This window comes from Microcoleus sp. PH2017_34_RAT_O_A (assembly GCF_020737885.1).
In the GTDB taxonomy this organism is placed as follows: domain Bacteria; phylum Cyanobacteriota; class Cyanobacteriia; order Cyanobacteriales; family Microcoleaceae; genus Microcoleus.
This window is the reverse complement of record NZ_JAEQDD010000097.1, coordinates 25,761-45,473: the sequence shown is the minus strand read 5'-3', so window position 1 is coordinate 45,473 and position 19,713 is coordinate 25,761. Positions and strand designations below refer to the sequence as shown.

Sequence of the window (19,713 nt, the reverse complement as noted above, 5' to 3'; positions counted from 1 at the left end):
TCGCCATCAAAAAGTGGATAATTACTTGCACCACGCCAGTCGGCAGATAGTCAATCTGCTCGCATCACAAAAGATAGGGACGCTAGTAATTGGCAAAAACGTACAATGGAAAAATGAGATCAATTTAGGCAAGAAAACAAATCAAAACTTTGTCAGCATTCCTCATGCTCGACTAATTGAAATGTTGAAATACAAAGCTGAATTGATGGGAATAAAAGTGATAGAACAAGAAGAATCCTATACTTCCAAATCGAATTTTTTAAATTTAGATCCAATTCCTGTCTATGGGAATATTGGCGCCCAGGATGCCAAATTTAGTGGAAAGCGAATTAAGAGAGGATTGTACAAAACATCAGACGGTCGATTGATTAATGCTGATGTTAATGGATCTTATAATATTTTGAGAAAAGCAATCCCAAATGCCTTTGGCGATGGGATAGAGAGCTGCGTAGCTCAGCCGAGGCGGGTTAATCCGCTCGAAGTAAAAGTGAAAGGGGAGGGAATTGAAGCCTCCCATGTCATGTAATAGATGACTATACTTTTACCAGCTATTAAGCGTCAATTTGACCAGGTAAAATATTATGTCGCTCGATATGAGATGATATAAAATCATTTATTAGCGTTTTGGACAAATAGATAAATGTCATCCCGCTGATATTTGAGTGTAAATTGGGGATGGTTGGCGAGTTGAGTTATGAGGTTTTGCACAAAAGCTCGATCGCTCATCCAGCCAGGATACCTCAGATTTAGCAAGACATACTCAAACTCTGCGAGATTTCCAGGAGGCGTCTGAGCCTGAGTTAAGCGTACTACAGGGCGGTGCGTTAAGTGCGGAGCCATGTGAGAAGTGGTTAAAACACTGCCTTTTGTGTTGACGAGGGCGATCGCTTCTCTGCTAGCCGACAAAGTGTCGAGGGAATCTACATAAATAGTCCAAAAATAGCCGTATTTCGCTAAAGCTAAGAAACCAATTAACGACCAAATTACAATAACTCTCGGTAATTGATATTTAGGAATTGGCAATTTATCAAAGATTGTATTTCCCTGGTGCTGATTCCTATCTGCTAAACTAGAAATTACCGCAACCAACAAAAACGGCAATATCGGAATAGAATATTGATGAATCAAGTCTCGTTGAGCGGGGATATCCGAAAGAATATTCATCGCCAACATTGGTACAGCGCTAATTAAAGGTGTCAGATGCCGTGGCGAAATCCACCAAATTACAGGTAATATTAATAAGGCTAAATATTCAAAAGTGTCAGCAGAAAACAAACGCCCTAAAATTAGATTTGGTTTCAAGATTAAATTAACAGCTATTTCTAAAACCGAGTTTCCCAAATATTGATATCGCCCGATTCCCGCGTGTTCTCTTCCCTGATTGAAATATGGTATAATTCCCTGAGTAACTACCAGAAACCAACCTACGCCAAGAAATAGAGCTATCAGCCCGCAATTGCGTTTTTTGTCAAAACATAAGAGCCACAATCCCATCGCAGCTACAGTTAAAGATAACACGGCTTTGCAGCTCAAAACTAAGACGATGGCAGCACAAAACCACAGAGTTTTATTCAGCCGCGCGGCGAGGATTGCTGCTAGCAGTGCGGGTAAAGCAATGACTTCGGGGTGGAAGTCGAAGAGGTTGACATTGAAGACTAAGGGGTAGAAAAGGTAGATACAGGCGATCGCCCAAGCTATACTATTCTTTAACCCAGCTTGACTAGCCAAACCCCAAGCCGGCCAAGCCCCGGATGTCAGGGCGACTGCTTGCACTAACAACAGCCAATGAACATCGGGATATATTTTGTACAGCCAAGCCACGGGATACATCACCCCAGCGGCGTGATTTCCCAGGTGGTGAATTTCCAGAAATGAGGAAAATGGCGTTTCTCCTTGACTGATGAGATACGCTACTTGATCGTAAATTCCGAGCTCAAAGGCGTTGGATTCAAGCAGGGCGTGGCGTACACTGCTGCATAGAAAAAATATTAGGGCGAAAAGGGCGATTTGCCAACTTACTGGATGATATTTTAGCTTAAAATTGTTCATATTGTATTCATTCCCAAATTATCTTAAAATTATCTGCGTCTGTCTGTGTTGCATTTGCCTTAAATCTGCGGTTGGTTTATCAATGAATAATTGCAATAAGTCTACTAATTGCTGATTTTCTGAAACAAAAAAACATCATCTTGCTGAAAGCTAATTTTAAATGCAGGAGATTGTTTCAGTTGAGTCACGACACTCGCAGCAGTATCCGCAGTATCGTGCCAAGGATGGCGCATATTTAATAGCACATACTCAAATTCATTCAAACTTTGTCCGTTGGCAACTTGATGCAACAATTTAATTGTTGCACGATGAGCGAGATGAGTTGCTAGGGAATTATCCGTTAAGACATTGCCTTGAGTTTGCACTCTATTAATTGCCTGCCGCGTCGCTTGCCAAGTATCGAGAGACTCTAAATAAATTGTCCCAAAATATCCATACTTTGCTAAAATTAAGAAACTCAAAAACGACCACAAAATTAACAATTTAGACACATTAGCAAATAGCAATTTTCCCCACCTCCAACTGCGGTGAATCCACAGGCGGCGCATCCAGATATGTTTGACAGATTTAATCGAAATACGTTTCGAGACTGGCTTCCAAATTCGCGGCATCAAATTGCGGTGATTCCATAGATAATTTCCGGCATTTTTCCAAAAATTATTGCCTCTTTGCTGTCTGTCTGCTATGGTAGAGATTACCACGGTTAATACAAAAGGAAATATCGGTACTGAATACTGGTGAATCAAATCTCGCTGGGCGTCAATATCCGAAAGAATATTCATCACTAGCATGGGAAAAGCACCTATTAATGGTGACAGGTGGCGCGGGGAAAGCCACCAAATTACAGGGAAAAACAACAAAATCAAATATCCGAAAGTATCAGTCGAAAACAAACGGCCTAAAATGAGATTTGGTTTCAAGATTAAATTAATCGCAATTTCCAAAACTGAGTTTCCTAAATATTGATATCGCCCGACACCTGCGTGTTGTTTGCCTTGATTGAAATATGGTACGATTGCTTGAGTAGCTATCAAAAACCAGGCTGCACCGAGAAATATAGCAATGAGTCCGCACTTGCGGGTTTTCTCAAAGAAGAATAACCAAACTCCCATCATCAAGACTGTCAAAGATAGCACGGCTTTGCAGCTTAAGATTAAGAGGATGGCTGCACAAAACCACAATGTTTTATTCAGTCTGGCGGCTAGGATTGCTGCTAAAATGGCGGACATTGCTATGACTTCGGGGTGGAAGTCGAAGAGATTGACGTTAAATACTGCGGGATATAGCAGATACATGGCTGAAATGGCGATCGCCTTTGGTTCAGTTAATCCCGCTTGACGTGCTAAACTCCAACTAGGCCAAGCACCTAAGGCTAGGGCAAAAGCTTGCACGAATAACAGCCAGTGCACGTCGGGATATATTTTGTAGAGTAAGGCTAGGGGATAGAAGATAAAGGCAGTATGATCTCCTAAAATATTGATTTCCATTAATGAGGAAAATGGTGTTTGATTTTGGGAGATTAAGTAAATTGCTTGGTCAAAAATTGCTAAGTCGTAGGCAGTGGAATGAAATAAAGCGTGGCGCGCGCTGCTGGCTACAAATAAGATTATCGTTGTGACGACAATCATTAACAATACTGGATGGGATTTTGGGGATTGTAAGGTTAGCATTTTCTTGGTTTAATCGGCGATGCGTTTAAATAGTAGAACTTGTTTTTTGTGATAAGTTAATTGAAAAGCGCGATCGTTTTTAAGTTGATTTGCTAAGGTGTTACCAATTTTTTCAGTATCTGGCCACGGATGGCGCAGGTTTAATAATATGTATTTAAATTCAGCTAGATTTGTTTGAGGTGAAGTTTGTGAAAGTAGTTTGACTGTGGGGCGATGGGCAAAGTGAGGAGCAAGTCTATTATCTGTTAAAATACTGCTTTGGGGTTGAACTTGGGCGATTGCTTCTCGTGTGGCTTGCCAGGTATCTAGTCTATTTGCGTACAGAATAAAGTCTTTGGATTCTCCCAGCAATAGGAATATTATTAATGACCAAATTATCATTGCTTTGGGTAATTGCATTCCCAGCCACAGTTGCGGAATTTGGATGTTTTTAAATTGTAGCTTTGCGGTATTTGGTGCGCTAGATAACGGTTGATTGAGTATGTTTGTATTTTTTATTCCTTGTTCTTTGGCGATAATTGCTAAGATTAAAAATGGGACAATTGGCACTGAATATTGATAAGCTAAACTGCGTTGAAATGGTAAATCGGAGAGGATATTGATAATTAATGTAGGGATGGCTGGAATTAGGGATGTTAAATATTTGAGGTTGCTTTTGCGGGAGAATGGCAGCAACAGCCAAATTACGGGTAAGGTGAGGACAAATAAGTATTTGAATGTGTCGAAGGAAAGGATTTTTCCTAATACTAGCTGTGGTTTTAATATGAGGTTGATGATGATTTCTAGGACTGATTTGCCTAAATAGCTGTAACGCCCGACTCCGGCGACTTCGCTACCGCTAAAGTAGGGGATGATTTTTTGGGAAGCTATCAAAAACCATGCTACACCGAGTAAAAGTGCGATCGCCCCAAATCGTTGCTTTTTATCGCAAACAAACAGCCATAAGCCAATAGCAGCAACGGTTATAGACAAAACTGCCTTGCAACTTAACACCAGCAGAATTGCGGTACAAAACCACACCAGTTTATTTAAGCGCGCTGCTAAAATTGCTGCTAACAGTGCGGGTAAAGCGATTACTTCCGGGTGAAAATCAAATAAGTTGATGTTGAATACCACCGGATAGAGCAAATAAATTAGGGCGATCGCACGAGACTCTTCTTGATTTAAACCCGCCAAACGCGCTAAACTCCAGCTAGGCCAGGCTCCCAGCGATAAAGCAACTGCTTGTACCAACAGCAGCCAATGCACATCCGGGTAAATTTTGTACAACAAAGCCAGCGGATAATAGATTACCGCTGCGTGATCTCCCAAAATATGAATCCCCATCAAGGAAGAAAACGGCGTTTGGTTTTGACTCAGCAAGTAAATTGCTTGGTCAAAAATTCCCAAATCGAAGGCTGTGGATTGGAATAAAGCGTGCCGCAAACTGCTACAGGCAAAGAAAATTGTAGCAGCAATGGCGATCGCCCAAACCAAACTCGACGGTAAGCGCGATCGACCTTCTTCTATATTTTCCCCGATTCCAACGCCGATATCCTCATGGTCATCAGCAAAATTTTCCCCATTTTCCATGAAATCTGGCACTAACTGACGACTCAAAATATGATTCCTTCAAATATGCTTACCACGCCATAGTTCAATACGGTTCACTTAAAACTATTTATGCGCCGGAGATCCCCCTAAATCCCCCTTAAGAAGGGGAGTAGGGGTTGACTTTGAGAGCATTCTTGTCCCACCCCCTACTCCCCTTTTTTAAGGGGGGTTAGGGGGGATCTGTCTTAATTGAACCGTATTGCGGCATAGTTAACCGCTAATTTTAGTTCCGGTAATCGTAATATTAGAATAATCCACAAAACCTTAAAAAATTGTGAAAGCAATAACTCTTCTCGGCTCCACAGGCTCCATCGGCACTCAGACTCTGGATATTGTAGCTCAATACCCGGAACAATTTCGGATTGTCGGGTTAACCGCCGGACGAAATGTAACGTTACTCGCACAACAAATTCGCCAGTTTAAACCAGAAATTGTCGCGATTTGCGACGAAGATAAATTAGAGGAATTGCAAAGCGCGATCGCAGATCTCGACCCTCAACCTATTTTACTTGCTGGCGAGTCAGGCGTTGTCGAAGTTGCCAAATATGGCGATGCTGAAGCCGTCGTCACCGGCATAGTTGGCTGTGCCGGTTTGCTGCCAACAATTGCCGCTATCAAAGCAGGCAAAGATATCGCCTTAGCCAATAAAGAAACATTAATCGCCGGCGGCCCCGTTGTCAACCCCCTGATCGAAAAATACGGGGTTAAAATATTGCCGGCAGACTCGGAACATTCGGCAATTTTTCAATGCCTCCAAGGCATACCGGCGGGAGGGTTGCGCCGAATTATTCTCACAGCTTCGGGCGGTTCTTTTCGAGATTTGCCGATCGACAAATTAGCACAAGTAACAGTCGCCGATGCCTTGAAACATCCGAATTGGTCGATGGGGCAGAAAATCACCATTGATTCTGCTACTTTGATGAATAAAGGATTAGAAGTAATTGAGGCTCATTACCTGTTCGGAATGGATTATGATGACATTGATATTGTCATCCATCCCCAGAGTATCATTCACTCGTTAATTGAGCTACAAGATACATCCGTTTTGGCACAATTGGGCTGGCCGGATATGCGTTTGCCCCTACTTTACGCTTTGTCTTGGCCGGAGCGAATTCAAACAGATTGGCCGAAGCTGGATTTAGTAAAATCCGGTGATTTAACTTTCCGAGAACCCGATCACGAAAAGTATCCTTGTATGCAGTTAGCCTATGCGGCGGGACGTGCCGGTGGTTCGATGCCGGCGGTGCTGAATGCGGCAAACGAACAGGCTGTAGCGCTATTTTTGGAGGAAAAGATTACATTTTTGGATATTCCGAAGTTGATTGAAAAGGTGTGCGACAAACATCAAGCTGATAACTGTGAAAGTCCGGCTTTAGATGATATTTTGGCTGCGGATCGGTGGGCGCGGCAGGAAGTTTTGACAAAAAGCATGGAATTGGGCGATCGTATTCTTTCGGTTCGCTGATTCTTAGATGGAGCGGTTGAAACCGCGTCTATACAAACAAAACCCGGATGGTGCGCGGGTTGAAGATAAGATGGTGAAAATTACGCGATTTTCTTCATTTATTTCTTCATTCCGCGGAGGCGGAATTCGTTTTTGTAGACGCGGTTTCAACCGCCGTCTTATATTTTCCCATTATTGATATAATTCCCCAATATGTCGATCGCAGCAACACCCAAGGAAGAAGCCCAACAATCAGAGCATTTCGAGCTTGGGTAAAAGAGCAACTTCAAACAAAACACGCCTAGGGGCGGATTTCAGTAACTCCCCGCTTTCGCCGCCAAATCAGCCGCACTCATCTTTTCGTACATTTCAAAAGGTTGATGAATCCAAGGATTGTCAGCCAAATAATCTACATAATAATCGGGCACTGCAACAGAGCAAGCCTTGTACCAAAGCACAGCAGTCCGAATTTCCTGAATATCCTCGCCGTAACGACTCTTCAGCCAAACAATAGCTTGCTCTAAACTAATTCCCGAATCCACCAAATCGTCAACTAGCAGAATGTGGCTGCCCAAATTATCGCCCACCATTGTCAAATCCCGCGCAAACTCGATCGCCCGCCGGACTTTTCCCTCCGCCCCACAATAGGACGAGGCTGCTAAAATCGCCAGAGGTTTGTCGAAAATCCGCGACAGAGTATCGCCGACGCGCAGCCCTCCCCTCGCCAAACAGACAATGCGATCGAATTTCCATTGAGATTCATCAATTTTTACAGCCAAATCTTCAATTTTTCGGTGGTACTCAGACCAAGAAATGTAAAGGTCGTTCATCATAAAATTGGGTTAGAAACCCCGTCACTTCGGCTACGCTCAGTGCATCGCCTTATAGGACGGCTTTACTTAAATTTTTGTTAAGACTTATTATTTCACATAAGACGTGCTAGTATGTGAAAATAGCGCACTCAAGGTAAGCATGACACTAAAAGCCTTCAGCTATCGATTCTACCCAACGCCGGAACAAGAAAGTTTGTTGCGACGTACTTTGGGCTGTATCCGTTTGGTCTACAACCGCGCTTTGGCAGCGAGGACTGAAGCTTGGTACAAAGACCAAAAACGGGTAGCGTATGCTGAAACTTCTAGTATGCTGACAGATTGGAAAAAAACTGAGGAATTAGATTTCCTCAATGACGTTAGCTGTGTGCCATTGCAGCAGTGTTTGAGACATTTACAAACAGCTTATACTAACTTTTTTGACGGGCGGGCGAAATACCCCAACTTCAAAAAGAAACGCAATGGTGGTAGTGCAGAATTTACTTTCGTCAGCATTTAAGTTCAGAGATGGACAAGTCTACCTAGCAAAAAATACCCAAGCGTTACCGATTCGCTGGAGCCGGACACTACCTGATGGTGCAACACCATCAACCTTAAGCGTGAAGCTTGCACCATCAGGTAGGTGGTCAGTTTCTCTGTTGGTAGATGTTGAAATTGAAGCACTACCTAAAACAGACAGTCAAGTCGGCATCGATTTAGGAATCACAAGCTTGCTTGCACTGAGCAACGGCGAAAAGATTGCCAATCCCAAAGGATTCAAGGCCAAGTATCACAAGCTTAGAAGAGCGCAGAAATCTTTAAGTCGCAAGCAAAAAGGGTCGAACAACCGTCAAAAGGCACGGCTTAAAGTAGCGAAAGTGCATCAAGAAATCACTGATGCAAGGAGAGATAATCTTCACAAGTTAACAACGCGGTTGGTGCGTGAAAACCAAACCATCGCCGTAGAAGATTTAGCTGTGAAAAATATGGTTAAAAATCGGAAACTTGCTGCTTCTATAAGTGATGCAAGTTGGGGGGAATTGGTCAGACAACTTGACTACAAGTGCGATTGGTACGGTCGCACTTTAATTAAGATCGATCGCTGGTTTCCGAGTTCTAAACGATGTGGCAATTGCGGTCACATCGTTGAAAAGATGCCGTTGAATATCCGGGAATGGGATTGCCCTCAGTGCGGTACTCACCATGACCGAGATATCAATGCAGCTCATAACATTTTGGCGGCAGGGCTTGCCGTGTCAGTCTGTGGAGCGACTGTAAGACCCGAACAGAGTAAATCTGTTAAGGCAGGTGCGAAAACCCCTAGTGGACGGAAGCAGAAACCTAAGTCGTGAGTCTTAGGAATCCCCGTGCGTTTACGCCGGGGTGGATGTCAAGTCGGCTAATTTTGGCGAATGCAATGCAGTGGGAGCAAACTTGAGCGGAGCTATCTTGCGGAGTGCCGTGCTCAGCGGGGCAGATTTTACGGGGGCGAGTCTCAGGGGTGCAGACATCAGAGATGCCAACCTTCAACGGGCAATTTTGATTCAAGTTTATGCAGTTAACGCTAACTTGCAAGGTGCCAATTTGACAGAAGTAAAACTTTGCGGAATCAACCTGACTCAAGCAAATTTAACTGACGCCAACTTAACACAAGCCGATCTCAGCCATGCTAATCTCACTCAAGCAAATTTGAGTTGGGCTAATTTGACAGAAGCAAATCTCGAAAAAGCTAATTTGAAGGGAGCAGATTTGAGCGGAGCTAACCTGATTTGTGCAAATCTGCATCTAGCAGATTTGAGCGGAGTTTCCCTTAAAGGAGCAAATTTCAGGGGAGCAAACTTGCATCAAGCTTCTTTGCGCGGGACAAATTGGAAGGAGGCGAATCTGAGAGAAGCTATGATGCCTGACGGCACAATCTCGGAGTAAATAAGCTTGCAACACAGAATTTAAAACCGCAGGGTGCTGGTGGCGCACCCTACATTTAGCTTAATTCCAGATTTTATTGAGGGGATTTAATTCGATCTTCAGGTTACCCCGCCCAAAAACGGAGACAGGCCTCCGAGACTCGCCTAGTGGAGAGTCAAAAATTTTAGATCAAAGTTCAATCTCCAGATTTATCTGTTGAGACAATCTCAAATCTCAAATCTCAAATCTCAAATCTCAAATCTCAAATTGATTGACAGTGCATTTAAAGAGAAGTGGCAAAATTTTGGGTAACAGTTTAATCTACAACTTTCAGCCAGCCCCGGCGAACCGCGTGGAGCAAGCGGTTGATGGCTGTTTGATCTTCTTCGGTAAGACAGTCATTTAATAGCGCACTCTTGAGCTGTTGTCGGTGAGTGGGAGTCAGCAGACCGGAGTGATATACCTGAAACACTAGCTCTGCAATCGTAAATTGAGGTAAAAACGTTTGGGTCATCATTGGTTTTTTTTGAAATCACTTTTGACATTATTGACTGATTTTCCAAATATTTATGTGATTCAAATACGCCAGTAAATGTGATCGATTCTGTCTTGATTGGTGATTTGTGTCAATCGGACTTGGGGAGCGGATGTTTCCTCGATCGAGAGAGCATCTCGAAACACAAACCCCGTCCCGATTCCTCCTTTTTAGTAACTCCAAAATCTGTGTTTTTTGTTAAAAGCTGCTGACAAACAAATTAATATTAATTTAACAAATCACTAAGTATGTCCTTACCAATAAACATAGATGCGTTGAGGGGTGAGAACACTCATTTACTCTTTTGTATATGAGCGATCTTGACGCTGAAAAACACCTACAATGTACTGCCTTTTTTTTGCGATGACTACTAAGTAATTACTCCTAACTAAATCAACCGATATTAAACGTAAAACTTTTACGGTGTTGGGAAACCCACTTTGCTTGCATTTACTGGGTATCTTTGTGTAGTTTTTTTTTCCGTAGATATACTTAATGAGTGCCCGCTGCTGACTACTGACTACTGTCCGCGTGCGGGGACAGCACTAAGGACTGTTAACGGTTTTGCATCAAAAATCCCGGCATCTTCAAGAAACCGGGTGCGATCGCCACGATCGCAACAAAAAATATTTTTGAGAGGGTTAATGGAGAGACCTACTCACGGAAATCTTACTTGCGGGCAAAGCTTTACACCAGACAGAGTAGAACTACCAATCTAAACTTACTGTCTGAGGGTACTAATCGGAAATTCTGACCCATCCGCGGCGGATAGCGTGAAGTAGGCGGTTGACTGCATCTCGATCGTCTTCGCACAGAGCGCTTTCACAAAGTGTACGCAGTCCGTGACTTTCGGTACGACTCAGATTGCCCGAATGCGTTACTTGATAAAATAGTTCAGCGATCGTGCGATCGGATTTTAAAGTCAGAGTTTGCATGAAATCTCGTTGAACTCGGCTATTCTAATATCCAGCATTTGAGAACAGAGTAGGGTGATGGCCGTCGGGTAAGCTCTGTGATCTTTCTGAGATCTGCTTGTGATCTAAATCTCTAAGTGTACGTGAGTCAAATCACTTAAAAGGAGAGACCTCGATCGCATTGGCTGTGATTGTGGCGGTAGCCTCCAGGTTGGACGAAACCTCAAAAACTCCTGATGGCAAGACTTTGAGCGCGATTGTTGGTGGTTTCGTCGGTGTGCCTCCGACATCCTAGGCTGTGGACTCCCAGACTGGTAAAACTGTTCGTTTTCAACACTCCTCACCAAGGCCTCCAGTTGCGATCGGCGAGCCGCAGCCTGAGATACAATAAATTATCAATACTTCGACCCCATCTATAGGCAGGCAGGTAAAAGAATGCTCATTATTGGCTACTTTTCGGTTTCCTTAATCGTTTTTGTGGTTTGGTTCATTGTTTTTTGGAACGATACTTCAACATCCAAAAAAGACTTGCTCTCTTGGGTGGCCTTACTACTCGGCCCCCTGGTTTGGCCTATTGTTCTACCCTTATCCCTGTTTCAAATTAGTAGCAGAAAGTCGGTTGAACAAGAAGCTAAAGCAGAGCAAAAATTATAGTAAATTGTGGAAGTAACTGACTCAAACATAGTTAGTCATCTTGCCTGAATCATCATTCCTCGCTCCTCCCATCGAGTAAATCATCTTGTTTTATTACAAAACGTGGCATCTAGAAGGTGGAATCAGATAATAAAAATACTGAATCCTAAAACAGTATGTTTTTACCCCTATCAAATTCTGCCTTCTGTTTTTTGATGCCTGCTGTTATTTGGTGAGATTGTGATTTAAGGCTGCCACTCAGTCCGACCCCACGGATAAATTCGGGGGAAGAGAGGATTTTCGATTTTCGATTTGGGATTGATTCCACGGATAAATCACGTGGCGGGTACCACCTGTGAAATTATTGGTCAAAAGTGTGAGACCCCGATTTTGGACAGCGACCGCAAAATTTTTTCAGTCATAAATTATCTTGCCACCTCCACCAAGCTCAAACTTAACAGGAAATTTAACACGTTCTCTTGCTGGCAAGAGTATAACTTCAGACATATTTTAGCGTTCGGCTGACAACTTAATGATTTTTATTATTTCCGGCTTCTGCGTACCATTAATCGAATTGGCGAAAATCATTGCTGGTTTTTGATAAAAAGCTATACTTTTTACCCTGTAAGCTTTTGATGTTAGATATTGACAGATTGTAGCAGCTTTCCAACAGAAAATTGTAGAGTTCGAGATCGCCACAAGTCCGAAACTCTTACCACAGTTAGATACACAATTAAAGGCAGAGACTTCAATATGAAATAGCCAACAAAACTCTTGCTTGTCTCAAGCAGGACTTGTTTTATGGGAGGAATAACGAGTGAGTTTATAAGGCGAGCGATGGAATTTTGATCTGGTGCTGCATTTTTGGGAACTTCCCCAAAAAAGTGCCGTCACAGTATCAAAATTCACTATTTGCACAAACCCTAGGAGTGAAAATGAACGAAATGTCTGAGAAGCGAATTTATGGAATTCTTAACGCAGTGTCGCTGCTAGTGCTGACCTACTATGCAGCTAGTTCAATCAATTATCTTTTCCAAACTGACGCTCACATCTACAGCTACGACAGCCAGAGCTATGTCAACGGGTCACCAGCAGACTTAGAATCACACTGAGCGGGTAAATAGTACAGCTTGTCTATGAATGCCAACGATTTTTTCGGGAAATTGCTAATTGTTAATTTATTGTGTTCGAGCGCGTCGGAATTAGCAATTAGCAATAAATAATTGCTGAAAACTATAATTTATAAAATTAATTTTTTAAATATAGCTGTATTCCAACTTACCTAAGACTTAGGCAGCACTGACACTTTTACAAAGGGCTGCTATTGATTTGTTGTGGAAGGCTGCGTTGACGTGCTTCCCATGACAGAAAATATCTTATGCACGGGCCATTCCCACAGATAACTTGTGGGGATAACTCATTTCGGCCTCTAAAACCTTGCTGCTTAATGCTTTGGAGATAAATCTAGTGTTTTTGTTTTTTTGGGGAACTAATATTTTAACTGAACAGTCAGGTTGATTGAAGCGTACTAAGAAATGGCACTCTGTTAATTATTACGCAATCCTGACGATCGCAATTTGTGCGATCGATCATTATTTGCCATCTGGCGTGCAAGTTCTATCAAAGAGCATAGTCCCATTAAAAATGGTACATGAAAGCCTATAGCAGCCGGGTCAATCTGGGTCTCAACCGATGTCCCGTTTAATTGATGAAATCCCGTTGAAGGGAACAAGTAGAAAAAATAATTTAGGGGGGGAATGTAAATGACACAGGTAACTAATCCAACTCAGCCACAATCGGCAGTTGAAAATCGTGGGGGTGGACTTGATATTATCGGCACCCAAGGCGATAACAGGATACGTGGAACGATCGAAGAGGATATCATCCTAACTTTTGGGGGCAACGATATCATTGCTGGTGGCAGTGAGAATGACCTGATTTTTTCAGGAGGTGGCAATGATAGTGTGGGTGGTGGCAGCGACAATGATACTATCTACGCTGGTACAGGCAACGATGTAGTCGATGGTGGTAACGGCAACGACACACTCTTCGGCGGTAAAGGTTTCGATCTCGTCAACGGCGGTGATGGTGCTGATTTCGTCTCCGGAGATCGGGGCAATGACACGGTACTTGGCGGATCGGGTAACGATACTGCTTTGGGCGGTGACGGCAATGATATCGTCTTGGGCGGTGACGGCAACGACAGTCTGTTCGGCGGTCGAGGGAACGATACTGTCGATGGTGGGAGAGGGGATGACTTTATCTCTGGCGACAGAGGATCTGACCTTCTGACTGGCGGCGCCGGTAGCGATACGTTCTACTTTGCTGGTGTTGGTGGCGATTATGGAATTGACACAATTACCGACTTTAACCCCGGTGAAGATAAACTCAGTTTCGATCGCAATGCTTTCTCTGGTTTGGGTGGCTCTTTCGATGCTACCGACTTTATCGTGGTTGCTGGTTTTGCTCCCGGAAGCGCACCAGCAAATACTTTGAACAAGATCGTCTACGACCCGCAAAACGGTTTGTTGTACTACAATCCAGGTAACGGCGGAGTGAAGACTGTGGCTCAACTGCAACCGGGGCTCAATCTTAGCTCCACTGCTGTCAGCAAGAACAACTTCGAGCTGTTCTAGAAAAACTAGCTATTGTGAGAACAGCACCGGACAGATTCCGGGGCTGTTCTCACGCGGCAGTCTGACAATTTTGAAGGCTTCAATCTTAAGAAAGTGATGCTATGTGCTTAAGTAATCGATCGCCAAATCGATCGCCAAAATATAAATAATCTTAGAGTATAAAAATCTCAAATCATAACTCTGGGGGTTCACGCCGATGGGCTGAATTTCCAGGGAATAATGTGCTGCTCAACAAATTTTATTTTTCGGGAACTCTGGGCGGAACTTAAAAGTCTCGTGATTCAGAGTCTACTGAAAAATCGCAACTCAGTTTAAGCTCGATTGCGGGCGATCGAACTTTCGGGCGATCGACAGTTGCCAAGGATTGGCTAAAACGTGAAAGCTTACCGAGGGATAACCGCTCCCATGCTCCCGATGAAGTAAGAAGCAAATGTCTAGACTTGTCTAGGATTTGTATAGCAGCATACTCCCATTAACAAATGGTCTATGTGTATTTCTGGCTACAGTTTAAAAAATAAGTAGCCGCACCCAAGGTACGTATGGTAGACTCACAAACGTTTAAGTGGAATATTTTCGTGCTAGAGGAGGGAGTGATGGAGCCGAGAGTCCAAGGCAGAAAACAACTGATACTTGCTGCTCAACGAATACAAGATTCAACTCGCGGTTCCCGGCTCCCTCCTGACCAAAAATTTGGGATACAAGCCCCGTCCTTTTAGGACGGTTTTAATTGTTCCTAATTTTATTGGCAAAGCCTGTAATATAACAACACTCAAAAGATTTCTAGGCCCAAGACGCGTTGAAACAGCTACGATGCGGGCAAACTTAGAGACGGCTATAAGGGCAATGGTTAGCTCCAACCGTAGGATAGCAGAGTAAAAAGTCGCCATAGGGCATTGGGAGACTCTAAACGGACGCAGAGACAGAGTAAGACTACGACCAGCATCAGTCGATGAAGCGTCAAGAATCACCGCACTTTTAGGGCGGTGAGTATGTCAAAAATTAAATTACATGACAGCTTATAGCAGCCGGGTCAATTAGGGTCTCAACCGATGTCCGGTTCGATTTATTGAATCCCTTTGGAGGGAAAAGTGTATTGTAGAAAAGTGATTCATCTTTTAGGAGGAGTGTAAATGACACAGGTAACTAATCCAACACAACCAGCAGTTTCTTTGCCAGGAGCTGGCGGCTCCAGTGTTGTCGGCACCACAGGCGCAAACAGATTAAGTGCAGGCAATCTCAACGATATCATCCTGACCTTTGGGGGCGATGATGTCATCGCCGGTAACGGTGGGGACGACATCATTTTTTCCGGTGGCGGCAATGACAGTCTCGGCGGCGGCAGCGGTAACGATGCCCTCGTTTCAGGCAGTGGCAACGATGCTGTCTCTGGTGGTGACGGCGATGATAGAATCTTTGGCGGCAAAGGGAATGACCAGCTCGACGGCGGTGCTGGCAATGACTTGGTTTCTGGAGACAAAGGCAACGATCTCGTACTCGGCGGAACTGGTAACGATACCCTGTTCGGCGGCGAAGGCAGCGATACTGTCAGCGGTGGCGATGGCAACGATACCCTCTGGGGCGGTAAAGGCAGCGATACTGTCGATGGTGGCGCTGGCAATGACTTTATCTCTGGCGACAGAGGCAGCGATGTCCTGACTGGCGGTGCTGGCAGCGACACGTTCTACTTCGCCACCTCCGCCGCTACCGGCACATTAGACGGCATAGACACGATCACTGACTTTACACCGGGTGAAGATAAGATTCGCTTGAAGCAGGGCGGTGTGTTCGCTGGTTTGGGCAGCAGCTTCGAGGCGAGCGAGTTTGTCGTCGTTTCTGGTTTCAGCGCCAGCAGCCCAGGATCCACCAGTAACAAGTTGATCTACGACCCGACAAACGGTGCGTTGTTCTTCAACGGTGGCAACGGAGTGTTACAGGTTGCTCAGTTGCAGCCTGGCCTGACTATTACCTCGAACAACTTCGAGCTGTTCTAAAACAACTGGCGGTTGTGGGGCGACACCGGATTTTATCCGGGGCTGTTCTCACAAAAGCTGATAGTTTGAAAGGATTTCAACCTCATTCTGCCAACAGCGGGGTGAGGTTGAAATATTCAATGGCTCAAGTGAAGCAAGATCATTTAAAAAAATCGACCAACACCGATCGACCGAATTAATATTTTGCCCGATCGCACAAAATATAAATCAAGACCCTTGGGTTAAGCCAGATCCCCCCTTAGCTTGCCCCCTACTCCCCCTTAAAAAGCAGGGTGGTTTTATTGTGGTAACACAAATTAGGTACGTAGTTGCGCTTGGGCGCTCTTTCCTAATCTTATAAAGAGCGCTGAAGCGCAACTACGTACCTTCGCCCAAGCGTGAGCCAATCTTTGAGCGATAATTTTGGTAGTTTCAGATTTCTTTTCCCGACAATAAAACCACCCTGCCTAGCCCCCCTTAAAAAAGGGGGGGACAAGAACTTCATCAAAGTCCCCCTTTTTAAGGGGGATTTACGAGGATCTCCGGGTAATAAAAATTGTGAACCCGATCGCCTAAAATATAGATAGTCTGAAAATATCAAACTTTCAAATCAAAATTTATACGTTTTCCTGAAGCGGTAAAGCAACCGCAACTGCACGGCAAGCAATGACCACTCAAGAATACATCCGGCAAGCCCAAGTTTATTTGAAGCAGGGAAAGTTAAGTCAGGCGATCGATTTTTGCCATCAGGCGATCGAACGACAGCCATTTTCGCCGCTAGCTTACACCACTTTAGGCGAAATCCTCGAAGCGAGCGGAGATCCGACGGCAGCAAGAGATGCTTTTGTGCAAGCTTTGGAGATTTCGCCAACGTTTGTGCTGGCCCATGCTTACTTGGGTCAACTTTACAGTGAGTATTGCTGGCTGGATGAGGCGGCTTTTCACTACGGCAAAGCTCTGGAGTTGAAGCCAGACTGGCCGGAGTTAAATTATAACTTGGGAAATGTTTTTCACAATCAGGGTAATTTGTTGGGGGCGATCGACTGTTACCGAAAGGCGATCGCCCAAAAACCCGATTATTTACTTGCTGTATTCAATCTGGCTGTGGTTTTAAATGAAAATAATCAGCTAGAAGCGGCAATTGATAGCTACCGTCAGGCGATCGCCCTCCAGCCCGATTATGTAGAAGCTTACAGCAATTTGGGCGTGATTTTGCTGAAGGAAGATCGCCCTGCTGAGGCGATCGAGATTTACCAGCGGGCGATCGAGATTAAGCCGGAGTGGGCAACGCCGCACAATAATTTGGGCCAGGTGTTCCACGAAAAAAGTCCCGAAAAGGCGATCGCATCTTACCGTCGCGCGATCGAGCTAGCGCCGGAGATGGTTTTGGCTCACTACAATCTAGGGAAAGCTTGGCAATTGCAGGGGGAACATTTGGCGGCGGTTGCTTGTTTCGATCGGGTAATCGAACTCAATCCCCAACATATTTCCGGCTATACAGACGCCGGATTTTCTTTGATGTTTTTGGGCAAAATTGCCGAAGCCATGCCTTATTTTCAGCAGGCGGTAGCTCTCAAGCCAGAATTTGTTGAGGCTTACTGCCGTTTGGGAGAAACGAGGCAAGTTGCCACTGTAGAGGATGATGAGTTGTCAAGGGCGATCGCTGCGTGCGATCGATTTCTGAAAGCGCTAACTGGAAGCAAGAAGGAAGAAGGAACAAGGAACAAGGAACAAGGAAAAGCGAACAAGGAAGAAGGAAGATTTATTACCGATGCCCAATTCCCAATTCCCGATGCTCAATTCCCAATTCCCGATGCCCAATTCCCAATTCCCGATGCCCAATTCCCAATTCCCGATGCCCAATTCCCAATTGCTGAAATATGCGATTATTTAGCAGAAATTTACCTGCATTTAGGGAATGCTTTAACAGAGTATGGCGGATATGAATCAGCCGCTGCTTATTATCAAAAAGCTTTGCAAATTCAGCCCAAAAATGCAGAGCTTTACTGGCGGCTGGGAAATTGCTTGGCCCAGCAGCACCGATTCGGCCCGGCAATTGTCGTTTACCGCATGGCTTTGAAAATTCAACCAGCTTTACCTCATGTTTATTTTGAGTTAGCGAAACTGCTGGAGAAACAAGGACATTGGGAACGGGCGATCGATTATTATCAACAGGTTTTAGAGTTGCAATTGCACGGGTATGGACAGCCAAAACAGTGGGGCAGACAGAGTTTTATATCTTCAGAAGGCAATTCTTTAGAACGTCCGTGCGGTATTTATTTATCGAGTTGGGATTGGCTGGTTAATGCTAAGTTGGATGCTGGCAATTATGTGGAAATTGTTTGGGAATCTGCAACAGAAGCCAGGGTAGAAAATATTCAGACTTCTAAATTTTCTGTTAATTCGCAGTTGGCAAATTCCGATTGTGCCGGTTTAACTTGCGGGCTGTGTTTGCACAGAATTTCTAAGTGGTTCGATCCGGTGCATTTGGGTTGGGGAGTTTGCCGTTTGTCTAACTCGCAGCCGATACCTGTGGATTCCCCAAAAACTTTTGTCGCACAGATTCCCAACGGGCGAGTTTGGATTGTGCCGCAGCAAAATTATTGGCTGATTTGCAAGGCGATTGCTGTCATGACTCCTGATAATTATTTGCTGGCTGATGTGTCGAGAGATTATCCGGGTTTGTTGCCGGGATGCGAGAAGCATGATATCAGAAAACACAGCGTTTTTAAGTTAGAATCCTTTCCACCTTTAAAGCAGATAGACGGCAGCGTGGCGGTGCTTTCTGGTTTATCGGGAAATGTTTATTTTCACTGGATGGTGGACGTTTTGCCGAGGATAGAATTGCTGCGGCGCAGCGGTAGGGATTTGGCGGAAATTGATTGGTTTTTGGTGAACAGTTGTCAGCATGAATTTCAGCGGGAAAGTCTCCGGATTCTGGGAATTCCCGAGGAAAAGGTCTTGGAGAGCGATCGCATTCCTCACCTGCAAGCAACAGAGTTAATTGTACCTTCTTTTGCGGGATATTTGGGCTGGCCGTCCGGATGGGCGATCGATTTTTTGAGGCGGGAGTTTCTCAAGGGAATTATACCTGGTTCAAGTTATCCAAAGCGCATTTACATCAGTCGCAGCAAAGCCAGATATCGCAGAGTTTTGAACGAGGAAGATGTGGTTGAGGTTTTGGCACGATCGGGCTTTGTTTCTATTTTACCTGAGTCGATGTCTTTGGCAGAGCAAATTGCTCATTTTTACCATGCTGAGGTGATAGTTGCTGCCCACGGTAGCGGGTTAACAAATACGATTTTTGGTAAATCTGGAACTAAAGTAATTGAGTTGGTGTCGCCTCATTATATCAGTCATTATTACTGGGGAATTAGTCAATATTTGCAGTTGGAACATTACTTTTTAGCTGGTGAGGCTTTTGAATGTTATCCTATTAGACAGTTAATGTATCAAAATTCGCTGACTGAGGATATTTTGGTGAACTTGAGTTCGCTGAAAAGGATGGTTGAAGTAGTTGGTTTGCGTTAGCTGGCGTCTGGAGTAAGTTTATTT

The 19,713-nt window shown here is 44.3% G+C and carries 13 protein-coding genes and 1 pseudogene; 8 read left to right on the top strand and 6 right to left on the bottom strand.

Going from position 1 to position 19,713, the window contains the following annotated elements:
- Positions 1-526: transposase (locus JGK11_RS26275; RefSeq protein WP_293175469.1), on the top strand; the 526-nt coding region annotated here is incomplete at its 5' end.
- 83 nt (positions 527-609) lie between these two features.
- Here the strand turns inward: JGK11_RS26275 and JGK11_RS26270 are convergent.
- The 3 genes from JGK11_RS26270 to JGK11_RS26260 all read right to left on the bottom strand — a co-directional run bounded on the left by JGK11_RS26270 (position 610) and on the right by JGK11_RS26260 (position 5,291).
- A complete protein-coding gene (locus tag JGK11_RS26270) occupies positions 610-2,049 on the bottom strand; it encodes a DUF2079 domain-containing protein (RefSeq protein ID WP_293175467.1) in 1,440 nt (479 codons plus the stop codon).
- Positions 2,050-2,153: 104 nt separating this feature from the next.
- On the bottom strand, positions 2,154-3,719 hold the full coding sequence (locus tag JGK11_RS26265) for a DUF2079 domain-containing protein (RefSeq protein WP_293213466.1): 1,566 nt from the start codon (positions 3,717-3,719) through the stop codon (positions 2,154-2,156).
- A 9-nt stretch (positions 3,720-3,728) separates the two neighbouring features.
- Entirely contained in the window at positions 3,729-5,291 is a 1,563-nt protein-coding gene (locus tag JGK11_RS26260; RefSeq protein ID WP_293175473.1) for a DUF2079 domain-containing protein, read from the bottom strand.
- Between the two features lie 295 nt (positions 5,292-5,586).
- Between JGK11_RS26260 and dxr the strand changes: the two genes are divergently transcribed.
- The gene (gene dxr / locus JGK11_RS26255; RefSeq protein WP_293213464.1) at positions 5,587-6,777 is read left to right on the top strand and encodes a 1-deoxy-D-xylulose-5-phosphate reductoisomerase; all 1,191 of its coding nucleotides are present in this window, start codon (positions 5,587-5,589) and stop codon (positions 6,775-6,777) included.
- Positions 6,778-7,070: 293 nt separating this feature from the next.
- Here dxr and JGK11_RS26250 read toward each other — a convergent pair whose 3' ends face one another.
- A complete protein-coding gene (locus JGK11_RS26250) occupies positions 7,071-7,586 on the bottom strand; it encodes a phosphoribosyltransferase family protein (RefSeq protein ID WP_293213468.1) in 516 nt (171 codons plus the stop codon).
- Positions 7,587-7,728: 142 nt separating this feature from the next.
- Here JGK11_RS26250 and JGK11_RS26245 point away from each other — a divergent pair.
- Both JGK11_RS26245 and JGK11_RS26240 read left to right on the top strand, forming a co-directional pair.
- A pseudogene (locus JGK11_RS26245) lies at positions 7,729-8,917 on the top strand (RNA-guided endonuclease TnpB family protein).
- A gap of 31 nt (positions 8,918-8,948) precedes the next feature.
- The gene (locus tag JGK11_RS26240) at positions 8,949-9,491 is read left to right on the top strand and encodes a pentapeptide repeat-containing protein (RefSeq protein ID WP_293204384.1); all 543 of its coding nucleotides are present in this window, start codon (positions 8,949-8,951) and stop codon (positions 9,489-9,491) included.
- A 295-nt stretch (positions 9,492-9,786) separates the two neighbouring features.
- Here the strand turns inward: JGK11_RS26240 and JGK11_RS26235 are convergent, their stop codons facing one another.
- The gene (locus tag JGK11_RS26235; protein WP_293175457.1) at positions 9,787-9,987 is read right to left on the bottom strand and encodes a hypothetical protein; all 201 of its coding nucleotides are present in this window, start codon (positions 9,985-9,987) and stop codon (positions 9,787-9,789) included.
- Between the two features lie 755 nt (positions 9,988-10,742).
- Positions 10,743-10,940: a hypothetical protein gene (locus JGK11_RS26230; RefSeq protein ID WP_293175455.1), complete on the bottom strand. Its 198-nt coding sequence runs from the start codon at positions 10,938-10,940 to the stop codon at positions 10,743-10,745.
- A gap of 1,547 nt (positions 10,941-12,487) precedes the next feature.
- Between JGK11_RS26230 and JGK11_RS26225 the strand changes: the two genes are divergently transcribed.
- From JGK11_RS26225 to JGK11_RS26210, 4 genes are all read left to right on the top strand, one after another.
- Positions 12,488-12,664, top strand: coding sequence for a hypothetical protein (locus tag JGK11_RS26225; RefSeq protein WP_293189505.1), 177 nt, complete (start codon positions 12,488-12,490; stop codon positions 12,662-12,664).
- Between the two features lie 651 nt (positions 12,665-13,315).
- Positions 13,316-14,188 (top strand): calcium-binding protein, encoded by an 873-nt coding sequence (locus tag JGK11_RS26220; protein WP_293175453.1) that lies wholly within the window; start codon positions 13,316-13,318, stop codon positions 14,186-14,188.
- A gap of 1,130 nt (positions 14,189-15,318) precedes the next feature.
- Positions 15,319-16,179, top strand: a complete 861-nt coding sequence (locus tag JGK11_RS26215; protein WP_293175451.1) for a calcium-binding protein — start codon at positions 15,319-15,321, stop codon at positions 16,177-16,179.
- 645 nt (positions 16,180-16,824) lie between these two features.
- Positions 16,825-19,689: a tetratricopeptide repeat protein gene (locus JGK11_RS26210; RefSeq protein ID WP_293213461.1), complete on the top strand. Its 2,865-nt coding sequence runs from the start codon at positions 16,825-16,827 to the stop codon at positions 19,687-19,689.
- Positions 19,690-19,713 lie beyond the last annotated feature (24 nt).

Excerpts from the sequence above, each read along its gene's own strand:
- JGK11_RS26265 (WP_293213466.1), bottom strand. The coding sequence starts at position 3,719 with ATGCTAACCTTACAATCCCCAAAATCCCATCCAGTATTGTTAATGATT.
- JGK11_RS26210 (WP_293213461.1), top strand. The coding sequence starts at position 16,825 with ATGACCACTCAAGAATACATCCGGCAAGCCCAAGTTTATTTGAAGCAG.
- JGK11_RS26215 (WP_293175451.1), top strand. The coding sequence starts at position 15,319 with ATGACACAGGTAACTAATCCAACACAACCAGCAGTTTCTTTGCCAGGA.
- JGK11_RS26270 (WP_293175467.1), bottom strand. The coding sequence starts at position 2,049 with ATGAACAATTTTAAGCTAAAATATCATCCAGTAAGTTGGCAAATCGCC.
- JGK11_RS26220 (WP_293175453.1), top strand. The coding sequence starts at position 13,316 with ATGACACAGGTAACTAATCCAACTCAGCCACAATCGGCAGTTGAAAAT.
- JGK11_RS26225 (WP_293189505.1), top strand. The coding sequence starts at position 12,488 with ATGAACGAAATGTCTGAGAAGCGAATTTATGGAATTCTTAACGCAGTG.
- JGK11_RS26260 (WP_293175473.1), bottom strand. The coding sequence starts at position 5,291 with ATGGAAAATGGGGAAAATTTTGCTGATGACCATGAGGATATCGGCGTT.
- JGK11_RS26230 (WP_293175455.1), bottom strand. The coding sequence starts at position 10,940 with ATGCAAACTCTGACTTTAAAATCCGATCGCACGATCGCTGAACTATTT.
- JGK11_RS26250 (WP_293213468.1), bottom strand. The coding sequence starts at position 7,586 with ATGAACGACCTTTACATTTCTTGGTCTGAGTACCACCGAAAAATTGAA.
- JGK11_RS26235 (WP_293175457.1), bottom strand. The coding sequence starts at position 9,987 with ATGATGACCCAAACGTTTTTACCTCAATTTACGATTGCAGAGCTAGTG.